The organism is Bacteroidia bacterium, assembly GCA_026932145.1.
GTDB lineage: Bacteria > Bacteroidota > Bacteroidia > J057 > JAIXKT01 > JAIXKT01.
The window spans coordinates 89,903-114,085 of the sequence record JAIXKT010000008.1; the positions used below are offsets into that span (position 1 = coordinate 89,903).

Below are 24,183 nucleotides of genomic sequence, written 5' to 3' on the forward strand. Positions count from 1 at the left end.
TTATGAAATATTCAGGACACCCCCTTCATTCAAAACTTCCTGACCAAGGAGTAACTATTTTTACCCGAATGACCCAACTTGCGCAGGAGTATGCAGCCATCAACCTTGCACAGGGATTTCCCAATTTTATGTGTGATGCAGACTTGGTTGCAAAGGCTGCTAAGTTTATGCAACAAGGTCATAATCAATACGCTCCAATGATGGGACTGCAACCACTAAGGGAGCAAATTGCTACCCAAATTCAAACACTCTATGGCGCAAATTATGACCCGAATACAGAAATCACCATAACATCAGGTGCCACAGAAGCGATCTTTAACGCTATTGCCAGCATCATTCATGAAGGCGATGAAGTAATTATCTTAGAACCCTGTTATGATTCTTATGTGCCTGCCGTAAAACTTGCCGGCGGAAGACCTAAGTTTGTACCACTTGACCCAGAAACATTTGCAATCAACTGGACATCTGTACGCAAATCAATTTCCCAAAAAACAAAAGCAATTATTTTAAATTCACCACACAACCCCACCGGAAAAATATTGTGTGATAGTGATATTCAGGAACTTATTAAAATAATAGAACATACAGATATTGTTATTGTTGCTGATGAAGTGTATGAATTTATGGTCTTTGACGGCGCAACCCACAAAAGTATGTGCCGCTATCCAGAACTTGCATCCCGAAGTTTTGTTATCTCTTCATTTGGAAAAAGCCTACATATAACCGGCTGGAAAATAGGCTATTGTGTTGCCCCAAAACAACTAACAACTGAATTTAGAAAAGTACACCAGTTTAATACTTTCTCAACAGCAACACCCTTGCAATTAGCAATTTATGAATACATTACTCAATTTTCTACTTATTCTCAAAGCGTTCAGGAACTGTATCAGCAAAAACGAAATTTCTTTAAAGAGTTGTTAGCTAAAACAATTCTAAAAGTTTTGCCCTGTGAAGGAACGTATTTTTTGCTGGCATCTTTTAATACGAAAGAATTTGCAGGTAAATCAGATATGGAATTTGTGGAAGATTTAACGAAAAGACAGGGAGTTGCAGCTATCCCGCTTTCTGCCTTTTACTATAATCGGATGGATAATAAACTTATTCGATTGTGTTTTGCCAAAACAGATGAATTACTGATTCAGGCAGTTGAACGACTTCAGCAGTTATGAGATTTTCTGGTAAACTATTTTCTGGTATCGTTTTATTTGTAACTATTTTACAGTCAATAGTATTTGCGCAGTCCAAGCAACGTTATCTGGAGGGAGGAATACAGCCCATTTCGTTTTTCAACACCCGCCAATTTGGTGGAGATAAACAAAACTGGGCAATTACACAAAGCAAATACGGAAAATTATATGTTGGAAACAATCGCGGAGTCTTAGAATTTGACGGGGCACGCTGGAGGCTAATCCCAACAGACCGAGGAACCACCGTTCGTTCGCTCTGCACAGATACCGCCGGAAACATCTTTGTAGGTGCTACCGGAGAAATCGGTATCCTAAAATCAAATGAACTCAACGAACAGCAATTTGTATCACTAAACAAATATATTCCCCAAAAACAGCAAACCTTTGAGCATGTTTGGCAGACGATTTGCCTAAACGGCAAAGTTTATTTTGTAACCGAAAAAAAGATATTCATCTTTGATGGAGCTAAGATTCAGGTAGTTGAAACTTCAGGGAGCTATATTACCGCAGCTATTGACGGAAAATCACTACTTGTTTTGGAAAGCCCTCGCGGGTTACTTCATTTGGTTGGCACAGAATTTACACCAGTTCCCGGCTCCCAAAAATTAGTTCATCTAACTACCCCAGATGCCCTAAACGACCAAGTTGTTGCCCTTTTTCCTACAGAAAATCGACTTCTATGTGCCACCGAAAAACAAGGAATACTGCTCTACAAAGACTCTCAGATAACCCAATTTGCCACCGAAGTTGATGCGTATCTTTTTGAAAATGAAATATATAATGCAGCAATAACTGAAAATGATAACTTGATAATTGGCACAAATTACGGTGGAGTAGTCATCTTAAAAAAGGACGGTTCATTGCTCAATGTATTTAACAAAAAAACCGGCCTAATTGATAACGAAATAAACTTTGTTTTTGAAGATAAACAGCAGGGTGTTTGGGTAGCCTTAAATCGAGGTGTTGCCTACATTGAATTACTTTCCCCGCTTTCAACAATAACCCGCAGGGGAAAATTAGAGGGAGATATTCATGCTTTATTGCGCCACCAAGATTATCTTTGGGTAGCTACCAGTCAAGGTCTTTTCCGTATGGTGCCTCCTGAAACCCGTATGGAATTACCTTATTTTAAGGTAGAAAGCCCAGCGCGCATTGATTGTCGCACACTATTATCCACCACCTATGGATTATTGATAGGCACAACGGAGGGCGTAACGCTGTATCATAACCAAAACTATCAGCCTGTAGAAACCAGCGGCTGGTACACATTAAGTTTATTAGAATCCAAAAAATTTGAAAACTATATTTTTGCCGGTTTAACGGATGGTATCGGAATATTAAAATATGAACAAGGAAGATTTCGAGAAGTCGGCAGAATAGCAGAATTTGATAAAGCGGTTAATTCCTTTATTGAAGATAAAGTAGCCGGAATTTTATGGGTAGGCACTGATAATGGTCTCGTTAGAATAGACTTTACAGATGGATTTAGCTTAAAACCCAAAATACAGCTCTATGATTCAAGTAAAGGAATCCCAAACGGATACACCCAGTTATTTCGCTTAGGAAATAAATGGATTGTGAATACAACTTCCGGATTAAGAAGGTATAACAAAGTCAAAAATATTTTTGAAAAAGAATATGCTTTTGGGAGTGAATTTGCCAATGGCATAAAAGCCCAAACCAGCCTGATGGTTCAAGATGCCAATGAGGTAGTTTGGATGACAGGGCCTTCGGCTATGGGTGCTAAAAACGAGGTTTTAACAGCTCGGTATGACCCCATTAACCGCAAAAAACCACTTCCTCCAATATTCAGAATACCGGATGATGATATCAGCGTGATTTACCCGGAATCGGACGGCGTTATCTGGTTCGCTACCGAAAATGGCCTAACTCGCTATGCATCATTTGACTCCCTACCAACAATACCTCTTTTCCCACCGGTTATTCATTTTCCAAAAATCGCCGCTGATTCCACTATTGATGCAGAAAAACCGATTCCATGGAAATATAATACCGTCAAAATCAACTATGGATCGCCTAACTTCAGAAACTTAGGCCAGCAATTGTATGCTACAAAACTTGATGAAATAGAAGACGAATGGTCGCCCTGGACTACCGCGACATCCAGAACGTTTGAAAAATTACCGGAAGGAACTTATACCCTATCGGTAAAAATCCACTTACCGGGGACAAGTGAAGAGCAGGTTCAGCAAATTTCTTTTGCTATTTCACCTCCTTGGTATAGACTTTGGTGGGTAAAAGTCTTGTATGGTCTTGCAGCTATAATGATTATTGGAGGTATTATCTACCTCCGTGAAAGACGCTCTAAACGCTATCAAGCTGAATTGGAAGCCGAAGTTACCCGAAAAACATACGACTTAAAGCAAGCGAATGAAGAACTACAAACAACCTTAGAGCACTTACGTCTTACTCAAAATCAACTCATTCAATCTGAAAAATTAGCTGCTATTGGGCAATTAGTAACCAATATTGCCCATGAAATCAACACACCTTTGGGGGCAATCAAAGGAACTGTCTTTAATATGAATGGCATCCTACCCAGAATTGTTCACGAACTACCGAAGGCTATTACAACCTTAGACGCATCATCATTACCACTTTGGATACTGTTAGCTGACCGGTCTTTATCAGCTTCACATTCCTTGACCTCAAGGGAACAGCGTACCTATAAGCGAAATATCCGAGAGGAATTAGAAAAGTGGCAATTAACAAATGCTGACGAACTCGCCGCTACCCTTGTAGATATGGGAATATGGGAAAATATCGAAGAACTACAACTGCTCTTACTACACCCTAATAGCCTAAAACTCCTCGAATCAGTGTGGGCACTAAATAGAATCAAAGCCTACCTTAAAACAATTGATACAGCGGTAGATAAAACCCAACGCGTTGTCTTTGTTCTCAAAAGTCTGGAACCCGATACAAGCGAATCTCCATTAGAGCAGGTTTTGGTACATGATACCATCCAAAAAGCATTGCAAGAATATGAAGACTTACTACGCCAAGACATTCAGGTGATTTTTACCGAAGATGATTCAATTAAACTGACGGCTAATCCAGAAGAACTTAGTCAGCTTTGGGGAAATTTATTGCACAATGCCATCATGAGTATTAAATCTACCGGAGCTCCGGGAGAAATTAATATTCATGTTTCTAAGCAAGAAAATACCGCCGTTGTGTCTATACGTGATAACGGCTGCGGAGTTTCGGACGATATTCAGTCAAAGATATTTGAGCCGTTCTTTACCACTAGGCCACCTGGGCAGGGGTCGGGCTTAGGACTATTTCAATGCAAAAACACCTTAACCCGCTATCAAGGAAATATCACCTTCCGTTCCAAATCCGGCGAAACAATTTTTATCGTAACAATTCCCATCACTACCGGATAATTCATAAATACTACAATTACCCAAAACAAATTGATAGAATTCTTATTGTTGAAAAATAATTAGAATTTACCTAAATTTACCACGAATAAGCCTAAATTAAGTATCTAAAACTTGGTAAATAAAATTTTGGTAAAAAACTTAGTTCTTTTCGGATTGATATATGGTTTGGGGATATTCGATGTATTCTCTCAGGGAGTTATTTTGCCGCAAGAGATAACTATTATGCGCGATAGCTTTGGTGTTCCACATATTTTTGGAAAGACAGATGCAGCCGTAGCTTATGGTCTTGCGTGGGCACATTGCGAAGACGATTTCTCCTCAATAGAAGCAAACTTAGCCCCTGCCAAAGGATTAAGTAAAATCTTAAATACAAATGAAGGAGAGAAAAAAGACTTTTTTCTCGAATGGTTAAATGCCCGAAAAATTGTTACCGAAAAATTTGACCATGAACTTTCTCCTGAATATAAGGCTATCTTGCAAGGATATGCCGAAGGCTTAAATGCTTATACTGCCGCAAATCCATCTAAACTACGGCTGAAAAAACTATTTCCGGTTACTACTATAGACTTAGAGGTTGCCTATTTGGGAATATTTGCAACTATATCTGGCGCAAATACCGCTTTTGAAGCAACGATACTGCAAAAACCGTTTCGACATTCAATAAACTATGACTCTAATGCCTTTGCATTTAATTCAAATAAAACTGACGATGCCTCTACTGTCATTATTAGCGACCCTAATTGGCTAATAAACAACACACTAAATTTTTTTGAGGCAAATTTGTATAGTGATGAAGGCTGGACTTTAAGTGGAGCCTTTCTCCCCGGAATACCGCTACCGTTAAACGCAATTACCCCAAATCACGCATGGAGTCTGACCTATAATTCTCTTGATTTGATAGATATTTATCAATTGAAAATAAATCCACAAAACCCTGAGCAATATCGTTTTGAAGGCGCTTGGCTAAATTTTCAAAAAAGAACACTTCCGGTAGCTACCAAAACAGGATTTTCTGAATTGAAAGCAACAAAAGAAATCCTGCAAACAATTCATGGGCCTGCTATCCGAACGAAGCATGGAGTATATGCATTTAGCATAGCAGCACTCTCCAGTATTGGTGCAGTACAAGAACTCTACGAAATGAGTAAATCTGAAAACTTTGACTCTTTTCGCAAAGCAGTATCATCATTGAAGATGCCCCTTTTTAATGTTGTTTATGGAGATAAAAATAACCAAATTTGGTATATTTTTAACGGAAAGATACCACCAAGAAATACTGATTTTAACCGGATAAATATTTTGCAGGGAGATAGCCAAAAGTTTATCTATCAGGGTTTTATTCCAATAGAAAAACTTCCGCAGGTAGCAGATCCTGTATGCGGATACGTCTATAACACCAGCGGTTCTCCGTTTTTATGTACCGCACCGCCGGAAAACCCAGATTCAAATCACTATGATAAAAACACTGCCTTTCTGCTAAATCCAGATAATGACAAGGCCAAGCGTTTTCGAGAAATTATGAATGCTAAAAATGGCCGATTGTCATATCAGGATATTGTCAATATAATCTATGATACCCACTACCCAAAAGATAATGTTATTCAGAAATCACGATTGCTAATCAGTCAGTTAGATCCTCGTGTGCTGGGAAAAAAATATATTGAAGCCGTTAAAGTATTGCAACAATGTACCTTAGATGTTTCTGAAAAAAATCTAAATATTGCTTTTTTTCTACTGGTTTTCAATCGGTTATTTGAAGTAGTGAACCCGGATAGAGCGCAGTTTTTGCAAAATGGATTGCAATATTCATTAGAGCAACTCAAAGAAGCGGTCGTTTTTTCGGATGCTTGGATGCGTAAATACCACAAAGGCCTACAAGTTCCACTAAAAGAATTTGTAAAATTGGTGCGAGATAGAAAAGCCCTTGAACTGCCCTTATTACCACAGTTGCTACACTCATGTGAAGGAATACCGGATAATAAAATGGGCGTAATTCGCATAAATAGAACAAGTTCTTTATTACAAATTGCAGTTTATCAAAATGGTAAACTGTCCAAAATAGAGAGTATTCATCCGTATGGTAATTCTAACAATCCGCAAGACTCTCATTATACTGACCAAATGAATCTATTCATTTGCCATGAACGCAAGACAATGTCTTTAGATAAGAACGAAGTGCTGCTAAAAGCACAAAGAATGTACACCCCGGAGGCAGAAAGTAAAACTAAACCACCTAAGTAGCAAAAATTTGGCTATTGAAATTGCACACCACTGGTTTCCTGTAGCCACTCCAGATAAGACGGATTTTCTTTATCAACGGGAACAGAAAGTATTGTTGGAGAATATAAAGTATGCAGTAAGCGAATATGCTGAACTACTTTTTCTAACATAACCTCATGTGTTTTAAACATGATAAAGGCGTGAATTTCTTCTACTACTTCATTTTCCTGTATGCTCAGAGTACGGATATTATCCAAAATATGTACATGAGCAGTTAGGCGCATTTGTAGCAGAACCTTTGATATATTCTCGGCTTCAGTTCGAGAAACACAGGGTACATAAACTAACTTTAACATTTTAATAGATTGAGAGGTTTTTTTTGAAGAATTTTTCGGACACAAATGTAGGGTATTTTGCGGAATTTTAGTAAAAAAATAGGTATAAAATATGAGTTTTTTCGATAAAATTTATTTAAAAATAATATTAAAAATATAAAATGGGAGATATACCTTTTGTGATAGAGTTTGGTTACAAATAATCTGCTTGATAAAAGATAATCTATAAGATTTGTTTTTGTACGTTATTCAAAACGCAAATGTTTCACAGATTCGCCTCTATTTTTTAATTCAATTAGAGCGTCTATACCAACTTGTAGGTGTTTTTGGGCAAATTGGGAACTTACGCGCTTATCGCTTTCGGATGTTTTTACACCTTCGGGTATCATGGGGTTGTCAGAAACGAGCAAGAGAGCCCCTCGCGGTATTTCATTAATAAATCCAACAACGAAAATGGTAGCTGTTTCCATATCTATTGCCATAGCTCGTGTTTGGCGTAGATAATCCTTAAAATCTTCATCGTGTTCCCAAACACGACGGTTAGTTGTGTAAACTGTTCCAGTCCAATAATCTAACTCATGTTTTATAATCATGGAAGAAATAGACCGCTGGAGACGAAAGGAAGGCAAAGCCGGTATTTCTGGTCTGATATATTCGTTGCTCGTTCCTTCCCCTCGGATAGCTGCAATAGGCAAAATAAGATCCCCAATTTGACTTTTCTTTTTTAATCCTCCGCATTTCCCTAAGAAAAGTACCGCTTTGGGAGTAATCGCACTGATTAAGTCCATTACGGTAGCTGCCATAGCACTGCCTATCCCAAAATTAATGATTGTAATTCCCTCAGCAGTAGCACTTTGCATAGGCTTATCTGTGCCCATTACTTCTACGTCAAATTTGTTTGCAAACATTTTGACATAATCATAAAAATTAGTCAGAAGAATATAGCTGCCAAATGTTTCTATTGGTCTGCCGGTATATCTGGGAAGCCAATCCCGAACAATTTCTTCTTTTGTTTTCATAAAAACAAAAGTAAGCTAAAATAAGCTAAAAACAGGTGATAATTTTTTGAAAGAGGTAAATTAAGGCTGCAAAATATCCCCCCACCGAAGCCCGTTATGGGGGATAGAAAGCTGGTCTAAAATCCTAAATACAACGGTATCAATGAGTTGTTCTATGGTTTGAGGGTTTGTATAAAAGGAGGGGACGGCCGGTAGTATTAAGCCGCCGGCTGAGATTATCAATTTCATATTTTCTATATGAATCAAGTTTAAGGGGGTTTCTCGTATTACGCAGATTAACTTTCTGTGTTCTTTAAGCATAACATCAGCAGCGCGGGTTATCAAGCTGTCTGAGATACCGTGGGCTATTCTGCCCAAAGTTCCCATAGAGCAAGGAACAATAACCATTTGCTGATAGCGGGCAGAGCCGGAAGCAAAGGGCGCAAAAAAATCTTGACTGCTAAAAACAGGAAAAACGAATTGAGGTAATTCGTTAAGTTCTTGCTGCCAAACAATTTGCGCATTATTGGAAACCACAATTCCAACTTCTAATTCGATATTTTGGGCTGCTAAAGCTAAATAGTGTAACAAACGTTTAGCATAAATGCTGCCGCTTGCACCCGTTATCGCTATCACTAACTTTTGTTTGGCTATCACTTAGCTAAGAAACAAAGATTTAGTTAAGTTAGTTTCAGATAAAATAATGAGCATTACTTCCATATTGAAAATAAAAGAAATATGGATAGGACAACCTTTTTTTCCGCAAACAGCGTATTTCAGCTATTTATTTATTTGATATAATTGTAAATTTGCACAAAGTATGATGATAATTACGTCTCGATTAGTTGGTATTGTGATGGTTGGCTTGTTTTTGCTATCTGGATGTCAAGAAAAGTCCAAACAGTCTTTGGTTGCCTATGAAGATAAAGGAACTACTACGAACACTCCCAAAACAGTAGCTTCTTTTACTCCCTATACCATTGATTCTACTCAAATCAAAACTACTCCATCGGGTTTAAAGTACTATATCGTTTCTGAAGGCAGTGGAAACTTTCCCAAGAAAGGTGAAAAAGTGATTGTAAATTATCATGGGATGTTATTAGATGGTGCTATTTTTGATAGTTCTTTTCAGCGTGGCCAGCCATTTGAGTTTGAGATAGGCTCGGGGCAGGTGATAAAAGGTTGGGATGAAGGGATTCCTTTATGTAAAATAGGGGGCAAAATAGTGCTTATTATTTCTCCTGATCTTGGCTATGGAAGCCAAAATATGGGAGCAATTCCGCCACAATCAACATTGGTTTTTGATGTGGAAGTATTAGGAACCTATAATTAATTACGAATGCTGAAATGGCATCTGCGCATCAGTTTTATTATTGGAATATGGCTCTTTAACGGCTTGTCAATTCTATCTATTGCGCAAAGTTATTTAAAGCCAGACCCTTATAATCATACACGAAAAAAATCTTTTTCATTAGGTGCTTTTGCGCATACGTATGGAATTGGTATTTCATTAGATCAACTTCGTTGGATAACGGATAAACATGGCCTAAAATTTGGCTTAGATATAGCATCTTACAAAAATCGTAGAGAAAACAGGATAGAATCTTTGTACAGAGACCAAGGCGGTAAACCTTATATCTATGATAAGCTAAATTATTGCTATTTAGTGAGTTTTCAGTTTGGGTTTGTAAAGCCAATTATACGCAGGACGGAGTTTTCCAAATTGCATCTAAGTGCCTATGCGCAAGCCGGATTTAGCTTGGCGATGCTTAAACCTTACTTGGTCGAAGTTGCCGTACCTATTCCCGGAACAGGAAATGCGGTCGTTAAAATAGATCAAAATAGTAGCCAATATGTTTTTCAAGATATTGTTGGCGAAGCTGACTTCTTTACGAGTATGAGTAACTTTACTGCTGTACCCGGACTACGTCTTAAAAGTGGTACACAATTAGATATTGCCACTAATAGTTTGATTATTAGAGCTGTAGATATTGGGTTGCAATTAGATATTTTTGGTAAACCTCTTCCAATTATGGATATAACGCCTAATCCACAGTATTTTTTGGGTGGGTACATCGGACTTATGATTGGCAATAATTGGGATTAATGGAGCAAGACTTTTTGATTCAGTTTAAGCCCCCGTTTCGGACTCAAGATGGTCGTTCAGAATTGTGGGACGGTGTTCGGAAAAAATGGATAGCAGCAACTCCCGAAGAGCACGTTCGCCAACGGATGATAGCTTGGTTGGTTTGCTATGCCATGATTCCGATTTCCAGAATTTCTGTAGAGCGAACTGTGCCGGGCATCTCGGGAAGGTGGGATATAGCCGTTTTTAATAACTTTGGCAAACCAATATTATTAGCTGAATGTAAAGCCAATTCGGAGCAAGCCGAGTCTGAAAGTATTTTTCAGGTTGCCCACTATGCGCAAGCAATCCCAAGCGTTAGCTGGCTATGGATATCTAACGGAGCTTGGCTACATTGGCTGCACCGAGAATCAAATCAAGTTCCTTGGCAATATACCTCAGAACGTTCATTTCTGCAGTACTCAAAGGGAAGTCGTTAAATTTGACTTAACTTGATTTATGTAAAATTAATAGCGGAAGATCAACATTTTCAGCTAATTGGGTCGTGAGGCTCGAGTCTAAAAAACGTTCTATAAAAGTACGTTCCCGCATAACCATACACAGTAAATCTGTTTTGAATGAATGGACTACCCGGCTTAGCTCATGCAGTAATTCACCCGAAGAAGTGTGCAAATGCAACTTGTGTTGAATATCAGCAGGAAGATGAGTTATGATTTTTGAAAAGTTTGCCTTTAAGGTGGTTTCTGACTCCTGTGGTTCTCTCACATAAACGGTAGTGATGTCTGCCTCACATAAACCAGCTAAAACAAACAAAGGCTGCACCGCAGAAGCCTGTTTTATTTCCAAGTCGCTTGCCCATACAAAATGCTTTAAATCAGTGCTATTAGCTTTTAATGGAATGACTAAGGTAGGGATACTGAGTTTGTCTATTACGTTGGTAGTAGTGCTGCCCAAAAAATCTCTTGTTCCAGTGCCCTTAGTGCCCATCACGATGAGGTCGTATGGTTCTTTTTTAGCTAAACTTTGTATGGCTATTTCGGGAATACCCCATTGTGCTTGTAGCTTAAACTGAATAGTTGGATATTTTTCCTTAATACGATTTCCAAGTTCATCGAGTTTTTGGTCAGCTTCAGCAAAAAGCTGTTTCTCTGCGTATTCAAAATGCGCTGGAGAAAGGTCTTTCTTTAATGACCCTACATGATAAAAATGCACAACATCAAGTACTGCACCTGATAAATTAGCAATAGTAATACCAAACTCAAGTGCATTGTTGGCATAATCAGAAAAGTCTGTTGGCAATAGAATCCGCTTAAACATAACTCCTTTTGGCAAGCAATTTACGGTTTTTTGGGATAGTTAAAAAATCTAAAACGTATCTTAATGTGAATGGCTAATACAATTATTAACCAATAAGTTAATGCGTTTAGATAAAAAACATAAAGTTTGTAGAAAACTATGACTTTGTGGGCTTATGGTAATAGGCTTTAATCCCAACTACTGCACCGGTAGGAAACAAATATTTATTAACCTGATGTACTGAGTTCGCATAAATAAAAGTTTGAATTCTTTTTCGGGAGGTGAGGGCAAATTCTAACCCAAGCCTTATGTTCAAAATAGTTTTATTGATATTGGAGATGTCATATTTAAAGGATTCGCGAAAGGGGTGGTCTGGATCTCCTCCGGGGGGCACATAATCTACGATTCTGGTAACTCCAATGCGGTACAATAAATCCGGACCTATAGTAAAAGATAATTTTTCTTCGGTTAAAATATCAAATTTCCATAATCCAGAGAAACTTAAAAAGTGCTGAAGATCACGGACACCGGCATCATTGACCACGAGGCCACCGGAAACGATAATATTGGATTGTATTGAGCGAGAATTACCCATAAAGTAGCCAAATTCCGGCATAAGATGCCATTTTCCGAAAGTAAATTTAGCACAGCCGCCTACTTCAATACCTGCTCCAGGAGGGCTTAACGGAATATCTATCCTCGGTTGGTATAAAGTTGTAGCAATTTTTAACCCAAAATGGCTTTGCCCACGAGTATTGAAAAAAGCGATAAAAACAAAGCAGCAAATAAAAAAAATAAATCTCATTATAGTAAAAAGTAAATGGGAGTTTGACTAACGGGTGTAAAATCGGTGTTGCGCTCAGCAGAGACTTTGGGTAAATCAACGTTAATCGAATTTGGATTCAGATAATGTGTAACCCCAATTAGGCTTTGCTGTTTTTCCCGATACCGCTTAACGAGTTCTTGTTTACGGAGGGCAAAAGCAGGTGTTAGTTCGTTATGGAGCAGTAATGTTTTAAGGTTTCCCTTTGGATTAAGTTCTTTTAATTTGGCTGTTACCTGATTAATAATCTGTTGAGCTAATGTTTCCGGATAATGTGCCCCTGCTGAGGGGTCTGCTGTTGCGGCCAAATAAGATTCTTCTTTCAGGATATGCTGTATGTTTCTGGCTATACGCAGCCCAAATTCTACCGGAGAAATTGCTGATTCAGGACAAGGGGAAATCAATAATTCATCAACAGTTCCTACAATAGAAGAGAAAGCGGCTCCTGTAGCCCGCAAAATATCTGTGTGCGGGTCAGCGGGCGAAAAATTCCAAATCGTTGTCTCCGCAATTAGGTAAGCCGGAATAGATTCAGTATCAATATTATAGCCTTTCCAAAATTTATTCCATAAAAAACGAACTGCCCGATATTTGGCTATTTCGCTCATTATATGCGGGCCGGTAGCAAACCTAAGTTGAATTCTATTGGCTAATTCGTGAAGAGAAACGTTTCTGACCAATAACTCTTGAACGATATAATCCATTGCTAATAAGGCTGTTGTTACTTCATCTACAACTGTTCCTCCGCCATTTCTAACGGGAGCTACTGAAATGGGCAAGGGCTTCTGAAACCCTTGAATGTACTGTATAAGTTGTTCCCAATCCGGTTCGTGCCAAATTCCGGAACATAAAATGGACGGTAAAAAGCCCTCTGCCCAGCTAATTTGGTGCTGGGAAAATTGATGAATAGCCGCTAAAACTTGGCTAAGAGAAACTTCATATAAGCCGATTTGAGCCGGTTTTAAAATTTCTGAAAGAATAGGAATATTATTGATTTCTAATATATTGACCCCACTGTTAAAGCAATTTTCGATGCTTTTTAATGCTTCAGGTTTTTTGGTATTAATTCTTTGGCGGATTTTCCAGCCGGCTTTTTGGTTATCTAAAACCAACGGTTCTGATTGGGTGTAAAAATAGGATTGCGATAATCCTTCTTGGTTACGAACCTCCGGAACGGTTTCACCCACAATCTTAGTTTCTTTAAAAAATGCTTTTTCCCAACTTCCGGCTTCCGGCTTTGGAAATAAATCCTGAAACTTCACAATACAACAAATATTACGCAAATATAAGCTAAGCTGCGTATTATTATTCAGAATAATCGTTTTCTAAATAGGTTTTACTTAACGCTTTCGCCGCGTAATTTTCGGATTCTTTTTCTGGCTTCAACGCGGTATAAACTTCCTGAGTACTTTATCAGGAGGTCAAGGTACAGTTTTTGGGCTTCTTGGGGTTTGTTTAGAACGAATTGGTATATCTCTGCTTTTTTGAATAGGGCATCATCGGCATAAATCCCGTCGCTATGCCCATCTAAGAGTTTATCTATCCAAAATAGGGCTTTATCTGTTTGGTTTTTAGCTAAAAAGATATTTACTCGTTCCCAGATAATTTCATCGGCGAGGGGGTGTGTCGGGAAGCGATAGACTAAGGAGTCTAACATTACTAAGGCGGTATCTAACCGCCGTTGATAGACCATAAGCTGTATTTTGGCAAATATTTCGAGGGCTGTGGTATTGCTATCTAAGCCAATATTATCTTGGATTAGTAGATAAAGGCGTATTGCATCGTTGGAAATATCATTGCTGGTGTTGTCTTTGAGGGATTTTAATCGTGCTTTGGCGATGTCAAATTCACCTTTGTAATAAGATAGTTGCGCAAATTTTAGCTTTGCAAGTGCCCCAATTTGGTCTTCTTTAAATTTATCTTCTACTTCGGAGTAAATCAGCCGCGCTTTGTTGTAATCTCCCATAAGCAGCAGAATGTCGCCGTACAATAACTTAGCCTTAGCTTTTTGGTTAGCCGGAACATTTAGCTTTTCAATTTCAGTAAGTTCTTGAATAGCAATATCTAAGTTGTTTAGATAAAATACGGCTAAGTACGCTTTGCGGTACATGGCATCGAAGAAATTATCCTTACGGCCGAATTGGTCAAATAGTGCGTCATAATTTTGAATAGCCGAGCGGACACTGAGGGTGTCGAATTTTTTCTCGTCAAAAATTTTGAAGTCAAAGTTTTTGGCTTTTTCCAAATAGGAAAGATAGTAATACGGGGAATCCTTATGGTTGGTGATGATATAATCTAAGGCGGCATTAGAGCGTTCGTATTCTTGATTGTTTTGAAGTATCTGCGCGAGGCGATATAGACGTTCTCCTTTTTCTTTATTGAGTTTATCTATTGCTTTTGCTTGCAAAAAGGCTTCATCGTATTTGGTAGCTGCGATGTAAAACTCAAATAGTAAATCTCTGAGATTAGGGTCATTTTGGTTTTGTTGTGTTTTTTGCAGAATTCCGGCTTCAATAGCGTCAGAGGTTTCTGAACTACTAAAGTTTAAAATGGTGTTTTTTACTTCATTATAGGTAATGGGCTTTTCTAAATAAACGTTTACCCATTCGGTAGCGGCTTTTTCGTATTCGCCGGATTCTAAGTAGATATTTGCCAGTTCTCTGGCAAATAGATAATTATTTTTTAGGATTTTTCTCCCTTGTAGATAGGTATCTTCTGCCCATTTAAACATTTTGAACTGCAAGAAAGATGCGCCTACTGCCCGAAATTCCGGTTCTTTTTTGATTTTTTTGGTGATTATTTCTTGCCAGAGAGCTGTTGCTTGATCGGTTTGCCCTTTGGCTTGCAGGAACTTACCTTTTAAGACTTGGTATTGAAAGGCGACTGGGTTCTTTTTGGATAGTTTGGTTGCGAAATCTAAGCCGTCATCATAGTTTTTGGTGCGTAGATAGCAGTCTGCAATGCGAAATGTGTAATAATCTTCGGAGTCTTGGCTTTTAAGAAGTTTTAGATAAATAGTAACGGCTTTTTCGTATTCTCCATCGTTAAAGTATTCATTAGCAAGCTCTACTTCTTTGGAAATAGGCTGAGAAAATGAATGAAAGCTAAGAGCAAAGAGCCAAAAGCCCACCAATAGAGAGCAGATACACCGAGTGGTAGCCATGTAGCGTTTATGTAGCTAAGAAAGTATTGAAAGTATCTCCTCGTAAGCCGAGGCGCAATGTTTCTAAGCCCAGCACTTCGTTAGGGGAAACGTTTCCTAAGTTCACATTAGAGCCTAATAACTTAATGAAGAACACTTGTTGTTCTTTTCGGGGGGCTTCAAAGAGGAGTTGTTCGGGTTTAATGGTATGGACGATTTCGTCCACCAAGCCGCTTCTGATTTCGCCACTTGCGTGATACATTCCCACGGTACCGCTTTCTCGGGCTTCTGTAATAACCTTCCAAGATCCGGCTTGTAATTCTTTCTGGATAGAATCAACCCATAAATAGGGAGCAATTTCTTTATTGGCATCTTTGCTGCCCACTTCACTCAACACTGTAAAGTCTTTTGCAAAACTATTGATATAAGATAGCTTTTGGTCGTGTGGTATGCTGGTGCTTCCATCTGATATTTCGATATGTGTAAGCCGGTAGTGAGATACCATGCGTTTGTAATCATCTAACTGATTTCTAATCAGAAAAGCCTCAAAGAGAGTTCCGCCGAAATAAACTGCGATATTTGATTGTTGGTATAGCTGTATTTTTTCGGTAAGTTGTGGTGTAAAGAGGGCTGTTGTCCAGCCGAATTTTACTATATCAATATAATCTGCGGATACCGAGAGCAATGCTTCCACCTCCCGCAGTGATAGCCCTTTATCCATCATCATTGTAACGCCATATTGGCGAGGTCTTTGCGGGCGGGCGGGGAGGTTCTTTAAAGGAAATAACTCATTAAGAGGCATATAGTTCTATTATAGAATGAATGTCGGCATCATTTTGTAGTTGTTCACAAAAGTAAAACAACAGCGAGTGCTGGTTATAATCCAGCAAGAGGGCGTTTTCTAAGTTAATGAAAGCATTGGTTCTTTGATAGGTTTCAAACTGGTATGCGGCAAGTTGGTATAGCAGTTTCACAGAAGTGCTGTTAAACTCGATAGCTTCCGTTAAGAATGAGATAGCTCTATGGGTCGCGCCTTCTTTGTGCAGTTTTTCTGCCCATGCTTGCCATAAATATTCATTGGTTAGGTCAAGACTCAGGGCTTGTTTTAGGGCTTCAAAGGCTGAGTATTCGTTACCGATTTCACTTTCACAGATAGCAAGGCCAAACCATGACTCAGAAGTCTCTGGAGCAATTTCTGTTGATTTTTTGTAATAATATGCAGCTTCATGGTATTTTTCTTCGGATTCTAAGGTTTCCGCTATTCCTAACCACGCATCACCGATGAGTTCAGATTGCTGAATACATTTTGAATAATAATATCGTGCGCGCTCAAACTCCTGTAGCTCTTTGTAGCAATCTCCAATACTAAGCAGTATCGGCAGATTATCTTTATCATAATAAACGCCTTCTAACAATACGGGCAAGGCTTCATGAAAACGTTCAAGTTCCATAAGCGCATTCCCTTTATGGAAATAAGCTAAGGGATAATCTTCTTTTAAATCTATGGCAAAATTAAAACAACAAATACTTTCTTGATAATCAGCATTTTCATATTGTAAAACACCTAAGTAGTACCATGCTTCTTCTGAAAACGGATTTTGGGATAAATAGTTATTTAAGAAAGTAATGCCTTCGGTAACTTGCTTTGCCATTTGAAAGCAATAGGCTATTTCCGGAATATCGTCTTGAATATCCAATTTTTTGGATAATTTTTCCTGAAATAGCTGTATGGCGCATGGATAATCTTCGTTTTCTATGGCAATATCACACATCAAGTTGTATAATTCTGCTGCGTTAACGGATGATGTCTGGGATAAAACACTGCGTAAGGCTTCAAGGGCTTCTTGAGGCTTGCCAAAATTGGTTAGCAAAGAGGCTTTTAACGAAGTATATTCCTGTGAATCAGGATGTTTTTTTAAAATCTCTTCAACCAAAGAGAGTGCTTCTTCATAGCGATTAAGCTCTTGTAGAATGAGAATTTTTTTGGAAAGCAACTCTAAATTATCCGAATATTGAACTAATGCGAAGTTTAGCAGATTTAATGCCTTAACTAAGGCATCTTCAGAATAATAAAAGTTGAATAAATCTTCCAGTTGGTACAGGTCTATGAAAAAACTGTGTCCGTGTCGTAGTTTTTCCTCAAAAAGCTTTGCTTCTTGCCGGATTTGACCAGACTTCCAGTCTTCTTCACTATTAGGGTCATCAAAAAAAGCCATCTTACTTAGATGAGGTTATCAAATTAATACTTAGGTTAACAAGGTGCAATTCTTTCACAGCAATTAACATATTTCTACGAGAAAAAGAAGGAAATAGATGCAACAAATACCGTCAAAAACTTGAGCGCAAGTTCGGTATTTTTTAACAAGCCCACAACATATTTATCAATTGGGAATGTGAATAACTCCGGAGTGAGTTTGTGTAAGGGGATCCAGCGAAAAGATAACGTGCCACTATACTCCGTAATAGGAGGTGGTAAGCTGCCCGGCAAAACCCCTAAGGCCGTAGTTAGATAATAAACGCTTAAAATCTGGTCATTCGTATTAAAAGCAGATTGCTGAAAAAAGTCTGTTGTGTAAAAATGCTGAATATCAGCTAAATGCAAATTTGTTTCTTCTAAAAACTCACGTTTTAAGGCATCTACTAAACCCTCTCCCCACTCCAAACCTCCTCCCTGAAACTTACTGAAATTCCAGCCGTTACGCTCTTCATCCGTAATTAACACCTCTTTATTCGGGTTAAATAACAACCCATACACCCGCACTACAACCCGCTTATCAGAAGCTTGTGTGTTCATAAATTTTAGCAAAGTAAATAAAAATAATCAGGATACGTTCTCCCCAACCGTTATCGGCGGGGGCTGATGTTAAAACTGTATCTCCCCAATTTTTGCATCTAATAAAAAAAGTCTGCTTAAAATACTTTTGAATGTAGTATGCCACTAATTTTGTACCTTAAATGACAGAGAGTTTATCTTTAAGTGACCAAGAATTAGCTCGGCGGGAGGAGTTAATGCAGTTAAAAAGTCTTGGTATTGAGCCATATCCGGCGGCAGAGTTTTTAGTTACGCATCATTCTGCGGAGATATTAGCAGGCTTTGACGCGCATCCTGAGTCTTTTCAGCAGGTACGCCTTGCCGGGCGGCTAATGTCTAAACGGCTGATGGGAAAGGCCGCCTTCTCTGACCTCCATGATGCACAAGGCCGTATCCAACTCTATATCGCAAGAGATGCCATCTGCCCCAATGAAGACAAAACCTATTTTGACCAAGTATTCAAAAAATTATTCTCCTTAGGAGACATCGTTGGCGTTATCGGATATGCTTTCAAGACAAAAACAGGTGAGACTTCAATTCATGTTCAGGAAATAGTACTTCTTTCTAAGGCACTACGTCCGCTACCGGTTGCCAAAGAAAAAGATGGCGTTGTGTATGACGCTTTTACGGACCCTGATTTACGCTACCGAATGCGTTATGTGGATTTAGTGGTGAACCCGCACACCCGAATGGTGTTTCAAAAACGCGCCCAAATCGTAAACACAATGCGAAATTACTTTAACCAACGGGGCTACTTAGAGGTGGAAACCCCTATCTTACAACCTATTCACGGCGGAGCATTGGCCAAACCTTTTGTTACACATCATAACGCCTTGGATATGAAACTCTACCTCCGAATTGCTAATGAACTTTATCTAAAACGGCTTATCGTTGGCGGCTTTGACGGAGTATATGAATTTTCCAAAGACTTCCGAAACGAGGGAATGTCCAGATTCCATAATCCCGAATTTACCCAAGTAGAACTCTACGTGGCCTACAAAGATTACCGATGGATGATGAACCTCGTAGAAGAACTCATAGAACAAGTAGTGCTCGCCCTGCATAACACAACCACAATCACAGTTGGAGAACATACAATTGATTTTCAACGCCCGTGGAAAAAATTCACCATGTTTGAAGCGATTCAAAACTTTACTGGTTATGACATCTCTAATGCTACCGAAGCTGAACTCAAAGCTATTTGTGTAGCCTTAAAACTCCCGATAGATTCTTCTATGGGAAAATCTAAATTGATTGATACTATTTTTGGAGAATGTGTGGAAAGACAACTGATACAGCCTACATTTATTTATGATTATCCGTTGGAAATGAGCCCATTATCGAAGAAACACCGAACAAAGTCCGGCTTGGTTGAACGCTTTGAGCTTATCTGCAACAGTAAGGAAATCTGCAATGCCTATTCAGAATTAAATGACCCAATAGACCAGCGGGCTCGTTTTGAGGAACAATTAGATTTAGCCAAACGTGGAGATGATGAAGCAATGGCACTGGATGAAGACTTCTTACGTGCCTTGGAATTTGCCATGCCGCCTACTGCCGGGTTGGGAATCGGAATAGACAGATTAACCATGATTTTAACCAATCAGCCGTCTATTCAAGATGTATTACTTTTCCCGCAAATGCGCCCCGAAAAAAATGAACAATAATGTGGGCGGCATTTACCCAAAAACCTGATAAAAATAACCTAAACATTTCCGGTTTGGTAAAACAAAAAATGATATAAATCCTCCAATTCTATGGAAGCAGCCGATAACTTTTGGGTATCTCTATTTTCTAAACGATATTTTAGAATTGGAACTTTGATTGCTATTGCCGTTATCAGCTTTTTGATGCACTTTAATCATTTTTCTAAAGAGCTGATTAGCATACACGTTTGGCGGCAAACCCAAACCCAGTCCAATATCGTTAATTTCTATGAAGAAGATATGAACATACTAAACCCGCGGAGAAACGACCGAGGGAATGGAGATGGTATTTTCAGAATGGAATTTCCGCTGATGCAATGGTTAGTTGCTTGCAGCTATCATATATTTGGAAATAGTGTGTTGATAACCAGAATAATAATGTTCCTAACAGGCTTATTATCAGTGCTGGGAATGTATTATTTGCTAAAAAATATTTTTAATCAGGAATCTGCTGCTTTGCTTGGGGCTTGGGCATTTAACTTTTCACCGTGTTTTTATTATTACACCATAAATCCTTTGCCGGATAATATGGCATTGTGCTGTGCAATATGGGGGCTGAGTTTCTTCTTTTTGTGGTACCAAAACAAAAAAGTCAGTAAGCTCATACTTAGCGGGTTATTTCTGTCTATTGCAGCACTTTGTAAACTTCCGTTTATCCTGTATTTTATCGTTCCAATTATTTTTTTGGCACAAAATATCTTCAAAAACGGTGTTACTCGTTCTTTGTGGTTACAGGGTATCGCTGTTTTTAGCTGGGGGATTTTTCCCTTAGCTTGGTATGCTGTTGTGATCCCACAATGGCATGGAAACTCAATTGTATCCGGAATGTTGGATAATCAGGATTCAATATGGTCATTGATTGATTATTTGCACCATAATTTGATTTCTACATTACCGGAATTGCTGCTCAACTATGGGTCTTTGCCTTTTTTTATAGCGGGTTTTTATTTTTTGTATCAGAAAAAATCGTATCGTGATGAAAAGTTTTTGATGTTATTGGGTTTAAGCACAATGGTTCTAATTTACTTTTTGTTTGAGCTAAATGCAATCCAAAAAATCCATGATTATTATCTTTTTCCGTTTTTTCCGTTGCTATTTATGCTGGTTGCTTATGGTGGCTATCAGCTACTTTGTTCAAAACAGTCTTATATTCAATATTTTAGTGTTTTTTTGTTACTTATTCTTCCGATTACGTGTTATTTGAGGATGCAGTATCGTTGGGATTTGAATGAACCCGGCTTTAACCCAGATTGGCTTATTTACAAAAATGAGTTACGAGAGATTGCACCTAAAAACACCTTAGTAGTAGCCGGAAACGATAATTCCCACTTTATTATGTTTTATTATATTGACAAAAAGGGCTGGGGCTTTCAGGAAAATAATTTAACTCCCGCACAATTAAGTAGTATGATTTCGTTAGGTGCAGAATATCTATATACTGATTCAGCAGATATGGTTTCTCAAAATAGCCTTACTCAATACATAGATAAACTTCTGTTAGAGCGGGGAAGCGTTAGGGTATATCGCTTAAAAAAGGCTATATAAGTTTAGTGGATTTTGGGAAGAAGTATTTAATAGCGCAAATTTTGTTTTATACAGTTAAAAGAACGGTTAAAATTCCCTAATTTCGCAGGTTTTTAGTTTGGCTAATGGAAACTATACGGCAAAAAAAAGTTGCTCGGTTATTACAGCGTGAGTTAAGTACCATTTTGCATTCAAAGTTGAGTGCATCTGGGGCGCTTGTTACGGTAAGTGACACTCGGGTTTCTTCGGATTTTTCTATTTGTCGAGTTTATATTTCTTGTTTTCCCGATACACGTACATCTGAGGTTTTTGAAGAACTCAATCGTATTCAGGTGCCTATTCGGCATGAGTTGGCACGTAGGCTTCGGCATGAAATGCGTACCGTTCCGGAGCTGCATTTTTTTGAAGATGAAATTCCCAAAGAAGCAGCACGCTTAGATACTATTTTCCAAAATATTCATAAAAACTCGGCTGTTAATCCTCCTCTTGAAGAAAACGACTTGTGAATTTAAGTTTATCCGTTTCGCCGTTTGGGGTTTTAGGGGTATTGGCTTTTACCGGAATAGTTGCTTGGTGGGCATACTATAAACTTCCTATTCCGCTCTCTAACCGGATTCGTTATAGTTTAGTTAGTTTACGCTGGATAGGGCTTTTTTTGTTGTTTTTATTGCTTTTAGAGCCATTATTAACCGCTATTTTTCAGGAAAAACACCCCCCGTTAGTTGTTTTGCTTCAAGATAACTCTAAGAGTATGACAGCCTCTCCGGATTCAAATTTTTTGCGGCAAGAATTACCGAAGCAAATTCAGCAGTTTCAGGAGAAATTAAAGGAGCAAAATATCCAAACAGTCCTGTTGAAATTTGGTAAGGACGTTAAACCATTGCACCCAGATTCATTGCAGTTTGATGCAAGTGCCACTAACCTGAGCAATGCGTTGCAATATGTAGCAGATAGATTTCATAATCAAAATGTTGCAGCGATTTCTTATATTTCAGATGGAATTCCTACTGAAGGGAGCAACCCCATTTATGACATAGATAAAATTCCGATTCCTATTTTTACCTATTTAGCCGGAGATACTGTTCAGCGTAAAGACGTTCTTATCTCCGCAGCGATTTACAACGAAATAACTTTTGTGGATGCAGAAACGCCCATCAGAACCACCATAACAGCCAAAGGGATTCAGCAAGAAACAGTAAAAATCAACTTAAAGCGCCAAAATACGGTCATAGAAACCCAAACAGTTACTTTGTCATCGGCAAATTCACAGCGGGATTTAGATTGGTCAGTAAAACCCAAAGAACCGGGCTTGATGATGTATGAAGTTGAGATAGAACCAATTCAGAATGAAATTAGCTATCACAATAACCGCCGGAAGTTATTCATTCAGGTTCAAGACACCCGCATTCAGGTAGGGATTATTGCGGGAGGCCCTCATCCGGATTTAGGTGCGTTTTACAAAGCCTTTGCCAATACAGCACAATTTCAGCTGAAAGAATTTATCCGAAAATCTAACAACGAATTTTATACCCAGCCTACCCAGAATGAATTAAAAGAACTTGACTTAGTTATCTTATACAACTTCCCCAGTATCCCGGCTGATAGAGAAATACTTGAGGCTGTTTATCAGGAGGTTACGCATAGAAATATTCCGCTTTGGCATGTTTATGGCAGCCAAACCCGCTTTAATATCTCTAACCGTCAGCCGGAATTTGCTGCCTTTACACCCCAAAATTATACAGAGAGTTTTTCGGATGCCTTTCTGTATTTCGATGACCGCTATCAAATGCACGCCACCTATACCTTTGATGAGTCTTTTCTGAAATGGATAAAGTCTTCGCCCCCCTTGTTGCGAAATAACTCTGACTGGAAAATGAATGGCCCAACCGAAATCTATGGAAAAGCTAAAATCAAAAATGTAGCCTTAGACTATCCGATACTTGCTTTTCAGGACTTCCGTGGCCGAAAGAATGTGGTTATGATAGGCGAAAACTGGTGGCGATACCGAATGAACTGCTTCCTTGAAACAAATTCTTTTGACCAATTTGATACTTGGATTCAGAACATTGCCCAATGGTTGACTACCCGCCAAGATAAACGTAAATTTCGAGTAGTTCCGGCCAAAAATCTATTTTCAGGAGATGACCCAATCATTTTTCGGGGAGAACTCTATGATGATACTTACAAACCAATTCACGATGCAGAGATAAAACTCACACTTATTGATGCTTCGGGAAAAAAACAGCCCTATTTTTTAACCCAAAGCAACCAAAGTTATTCTGTGGAGATTCCGGCATTACCGGCAGGAACGTATTCTTATGAAGCTACGGCCACTAAAAATAACATTCAGTTGGGCAAAGACCAAGGGCGCTTTTCGGTAGGTTCTTATGAGCCTGAGTTTTTGGAACTTCGTGCTGACGCTTCGCTAATGCGTCAGTTAGCGATACGATCAGGAGGGCAAGCATTTCATCTGCGCGAACTAAGCCAAAGTACGAATGCAATCCTCCAGCTACCGCACCTAAAGCCGGCCATATCCACCAAAAGCCAAACAAGAGGGCTACAACGCTACATCTGGCCAATGATTGTAATCTTGATAGCTTTCTCTGCCGAATGGATTATCCGAAAAAGATTCGGGTTGCTGTAA

The 24,183-nt window shown here is 38.8% G+C and carries 20 protein-coding genes; 10 read left to right on the plus strand and 10 right to left on the minus strand.

Going from position 1 to position 24,183, the window contains the following annotated elements:
- Positions 1 to 2: 2 nt before the first annotated feature.
- The 3 genes from LC115_03430 (at position 3) to LC115_03440 (ending at position 6,838) form a co-directional block, all read left to right on the plus strand.
- Entirely contained in the window at positions 3 to 1,169 is a 1,167-nt protein-coding gene (locus tag LC115_03430) for an aminotransferase class I/II-fold pyridoxal phosphate-dependent enzyme (protein ID MCZ2355737.1), read from the plus strand.
- Entirely contained in the window at positions 1,166 to 4,597 is a 3,432-nt protein-coding gene (locus tag LC115_03435; protein ID MCZ2355738.1) for a GHKL domain-containing protein, read from the plus strand. Before LC115_03430 ends, LC115_03435 begins: the two co-directional genes overlap by 4 nt.
- A gap of 126 nt (positions 4,598 to 4,723) precedes the next feature.
- Entirely contained in the window at positions 4,724 to 6,838 is a 2,115-nt protein-coding gene (locus tag LC115_03440) for a penicillin acylase family protein (protein ID MCZ2355739.1), read from the plus strand.
- Between the two features lie 11 nt (positions 6,839 to 6,849).
- On the opposite strand, the gene cutA is transcribed toward LC115_03440, so the two are convergent.
- The 3 genes from cutA to LC115_03455 form a co-directional block, all read right to left on the minus strand.
- The gene (cutA, locus tag LC115_03445; GenBank protein MCZ2355740.1) at positions 6,850 to 7,173 is read right to left on the minus strand and encodes a divalent cation tolerance protein CutA; all 324 of its coding nucleotides are present in this window, start codon (positions 7,171 to 7,173) and stop codon (positions 6,850 to 6,852) included.
- Positions 7,174 to 7,397: 224 nt separating this feature from the next.
- Positions 7,398 to 8,171, minus strand: coding sequence for an AMP nucleosidase (locus LC115_03450; GenBank protein MCZ2355741.1), 774 nt, complete (start codon positions 8,169 to 8,171; stop codon positions 7,398 to 7,400).
- Positions 8,172 to 8,231: 60 nt separating this feature from the next.
- Entirely contained in the window at positions 8,232 to 8,804 is a 573-nt protein-coding gene (locus tag LC115_03455) for a UbiX family flavin prenyltransferase (GenBank protein MCZ2355742.1), read from the minus strand.
- A 166-nt stretch (positions 8,805 to 8,970) separates the two neighbouring features.
- Between LC115_03455 and LC115_03460 the strand changes: the two genes are divergently transcribed.
- The 3 genes from LC115_03460 to LC115_03470 are packed head-to-tail and all read left to right on the plus strand — an operon-like array spanning position 8,971 to position 10,715.
- Entirely contained in the window at positions 8,971 to 9,483 is a 513-nt protein-coding gene (locus LC115_03460) for an FKBP-type peptidyl-prolyl cis-trans isomerase (GenBank protein ID MCZ2355743.1), read from the plus strand.
- A gap of 6 nt (positions 9,484 to 9,489) precedes the next feature.
- Positions 9,490 to 10,257 (plus strand): hypothetical protein, encoded by a 768-nt coding sequence (locus tag LC115_03465; protein ID MCZ2355744.1) that lies wholly within the window; start codon positions 9,490 to 9,492, stop codon positions 10,255 to 10,257.
- Positions 10,257 to 10,715 carry a type I restriction enzyme HsdR N-terminal domain-containing protein gene (locus tag LC115_03470; protein MCZ2355745.1) on the plus strand — a complete coding sequence of 153 codons (459 nt, stop codon included), beginning with the start codon at positions 10,257 to 10,259 and terminating at the stop codon, positions 10,713 to 10,715. The genes LC115_03465 and LC115_03470 overlap by 1 nt, the downstream gene beginning before the upstream one ends.
- A 7-nt stretch (positions 10,716 to 10,722) precedes the next feature.
- Here the strand turns inward: LC115_03470 and LC115_03475 are convergent, their stop codons facing one another.
- The 7 genes from LC115_03475 to LC115_03505 all read right to left on the minus strand — a co-directional run bounded on the left by LC115_03475 (position 10,723) and on the right by LC115_03505 (position 18,291).
- The gene (locus LC115_03475) at positions 10,723 to 11,553 is read right to left on the minus strand and encodes a universal stress protein (protein ID MCZ2355746.1); all 831 of its coding nucleotides are present in this window, start codon (positions 11,551 to 11,553) and stop codon (positions 10,723 to 10,725) included.
- A gap of 136 nt (positions 11,554 to 11,689) precedes the next feature.
- Positions 11,690 to 12,337, minus strand: a complete 648-nt coding sequence (locus tag LC115_03480) for a hypothetical protein (GenBank protein MCZ2355747.1) — start codon at positions 12,335 to 12,337, stop codon at positions 11,690 to 11,692.
- Positions 12,337 to 13,617, minus strand: a complete 1,281-nt coding sequence (locus tag LC115_03485) for a methylmalonyl-CoA mutase family protein (GenBank protein ID MCZ2355748.1) — start codon at positions 13,615 to 13,617, stop codon at positions 12,337 to 12,339. The genes LC115_03480 and LC115_03485 overlap by 1 nt, the downstream gene beginning before the upstream one ends.
- Before the next feature lie 74 nt (positions 13,618 to 13,691).
- Positions 13,692 to 15,518, minus strand: coding sequence for a tetratricopeptide repeat protein (locus LC115_03490; protein MCZ2355749.1), 1,827 nt, complete (start codon positions 15,516 to 15,518; stop codon positions 13,692 to 13,694).
- 7 nt (positions 15,519 to 15,525) lie between these two features.
- Complete coding sequence (locus LC115_03495) at positions 15,526 to 16,299, minus strand: phosphosulfolactate synthase (GenBank protein MCZ2355750.1); 774 nt, start codon at positions 16,297 to 16,299, stop codon at positions 15,526 to 15,528.
- Positions 16,289 to 17,713: a tetratricopeptide repeat protein gene (locus LC115_03500; GenBank protein ID MCZ2355751.1), complete on the minus strand. Its 1,425-nt coding sequence runs from the start codon at positions 17,711 to 17,713 to the stop codon at positions 16,289 to 16,291. Before LC115_03500 ends, LC115_03495 begins: the two co-directional genes overlap by 11 nt.
- Before the next feature lie 74 nt (positions 17,714 to 17,787).
- Positions 17,788 to 18,291, minus strand: coding sequence for an NUDIX hydrolase (locus tag LC115_03505; GenBank protein MCZ2355752.1), 504 nt, complete (start codon positions 18,289 to 18,291; stop codon positions 17,788 to 17,790).
- Between the two features lie 161 nt (positions 18,292 to 18,452).
- Here LC115_03505 and lysS point away from each other — a divergent pair, with 161 nt between their 5' ends.
- The 4 genes from lysS to LC115_03525 all read left to right on the plus strand — a co-directional run bounded on the left by lysS (position 18,453) and on the right by LC115_03525 (position 24,183).
- A complete protein-coding gene (lysS, locus tag LC115_03510) occupies positions 18,453 to 19,976 on the plus strand; it encodes a lysine--tRNA ligase (protein ID MCZ2355753.1) in 1,524 nt (507 codons plus the stop codon).
- Between the two features lie 90 nt (positions 19,977 to 20,066).
- Positions 20,067 to 21,560, plus strand: a complete 1,494-nt coding sequence (locus LC115_03515; protein MCZ2355754.1) for a glycosyltransferase family 39 protein — start codon at positions 20,067 to 20,069, stop codon at positions 21,558 to 21,560.
- Between the two features lie 104 nt (positions 21,561 to 21,664).
- On the plus strand, positions 21,665 to 22,045 hold the full coding sequence (rbfA, locus tag LC115_03520; protein ID MCZ2355755.1) for a 30S ribosome-binding factor RbfA: 381 nt from the start codon (positions 21,665 to 21,667) through the stop codon (positions 22,043 to 22,045).
- Positions 22,042 to 24,183, plus strand: a complete 2,142-nt coding sequence (locus tag LC115_03525) for a VWA domain-containing protein (protein ID MCZ2355756.1) — start codon at positions 22,042 to 22,044, stop codon at positions 24,181 to 24,183. Before rbfA ends, LC115_03525 begins: the two co-directional genes overlap by 4 nt.

Bases quoted from the DNA above. Each gene is read 5' to 3' on its own strand.
- LC115_03430 (MCZ2355737.1), top strand. From the start codon at position 3: ATGAAATATTCAGGACACCCCCTTCATTCAAAACTTCCTGACCAAGGA.
- LC115_03435 (MCZ2355738.1), top strand. From the start codon at position 1,166: ATGAGATTTTCTGGTAAACTATTTTCTGGTATCGTTTTATTTGTAACT.
- cutA (MCZ2355740.1), bottom strand. From the start codon at position 7,173: ATGTTAAAGTTAGTTTATGTACCCTGTGTTTCTCGAACTGAAGCCGAG.
- LC115_03450 (MCZ2355741.1), bottom strand. From the start codon at position 8,171: ATGAAAACAAAAGAAGAAATTGTTCGGGATTGGCTTCCCAGATATACC.
- LC115_03460 (MCZ2355743.1), top strand. From the start codon at position 8,971: ATGATGATAATTACGTCTCGATTAGTTGGTATTGTGATGGTTGGCTTG.
- LC115_03465 (MCZ2355744.1), top strand. From the start codon at position 9,490: ATGCTGAAATGGCATCTGCGCATCAGTTTTATTATTGGAATATGGCTC.
- LC115_03470 (MCZ2355745.1), top strand. From the start codon at position 10,257: ATGGAGCAAGACTTTTTGATTCAGTTTAAGCCCCCGTTTCGGACTCAA.
- LC115_03475 (MCZ2355746.1), bottom strand. From the start codon at position 11,553: ATGTTTAAGCGGATTCTATTGCCAACAGACTTTTCTGATTATGCCAAC.
- LC115_03480 (MCZ2355747.1), bottom strand. From the start codon at position 12,337: ATGAGATTTATTTTTTTTATTTGCTGCTTTGTTTTTATCGCTTTTTTC.
- LC115_03490 (MCZ2355749.1), bottom strand. From the start codon at position 15,518: ATGGCTACCACTCGGTGTATCTGCTCTCTATTGGTGGGCTTTTGGCTC.
- LC115_03495 (MCZ2355750.1), bottom strand. From the start codon at position 16,299: ATGCCTCTTAATGAGTTATTTCCTTTAAAGAACCTCCCCGCCCGCCCG.
- LC115_03500 (MCZ2355751.1), bottom strand. From the start codon at position 17,713: ATGGCTTTTTTTGATGACCCTAATAGTGAAGAAGACTGGAAGTCTGGT.
- LC115_03505 (MCZ2355752.1), bottom strand. From the start codon at position 18,291: ATGAACACACAAGCTTCTGATAAGCGGGTTGTAGTGCGGGTGTATGGG.
- lysS (MCZ2355753.1), top strand. From the start codon at position 18,453: ATGACAGAGAGTTTATCTTTAAGTGACCAAGAATTAGCTCGGCGGGAG.
- LC115_03515 (MCZ2355754.1), top strand. From the start codon at position 20,067: ATGGAAGCAGCCGATAACTTTTGGGTATCTCTATTTTCTAAACGATAT.
- rbfA (MCZ2355755.1), top strand. From the start codon at position 21,665: ATGGAAACTATACGGCAAAAAAAAGTTGCTCGGTTATTACAGCGTGAG.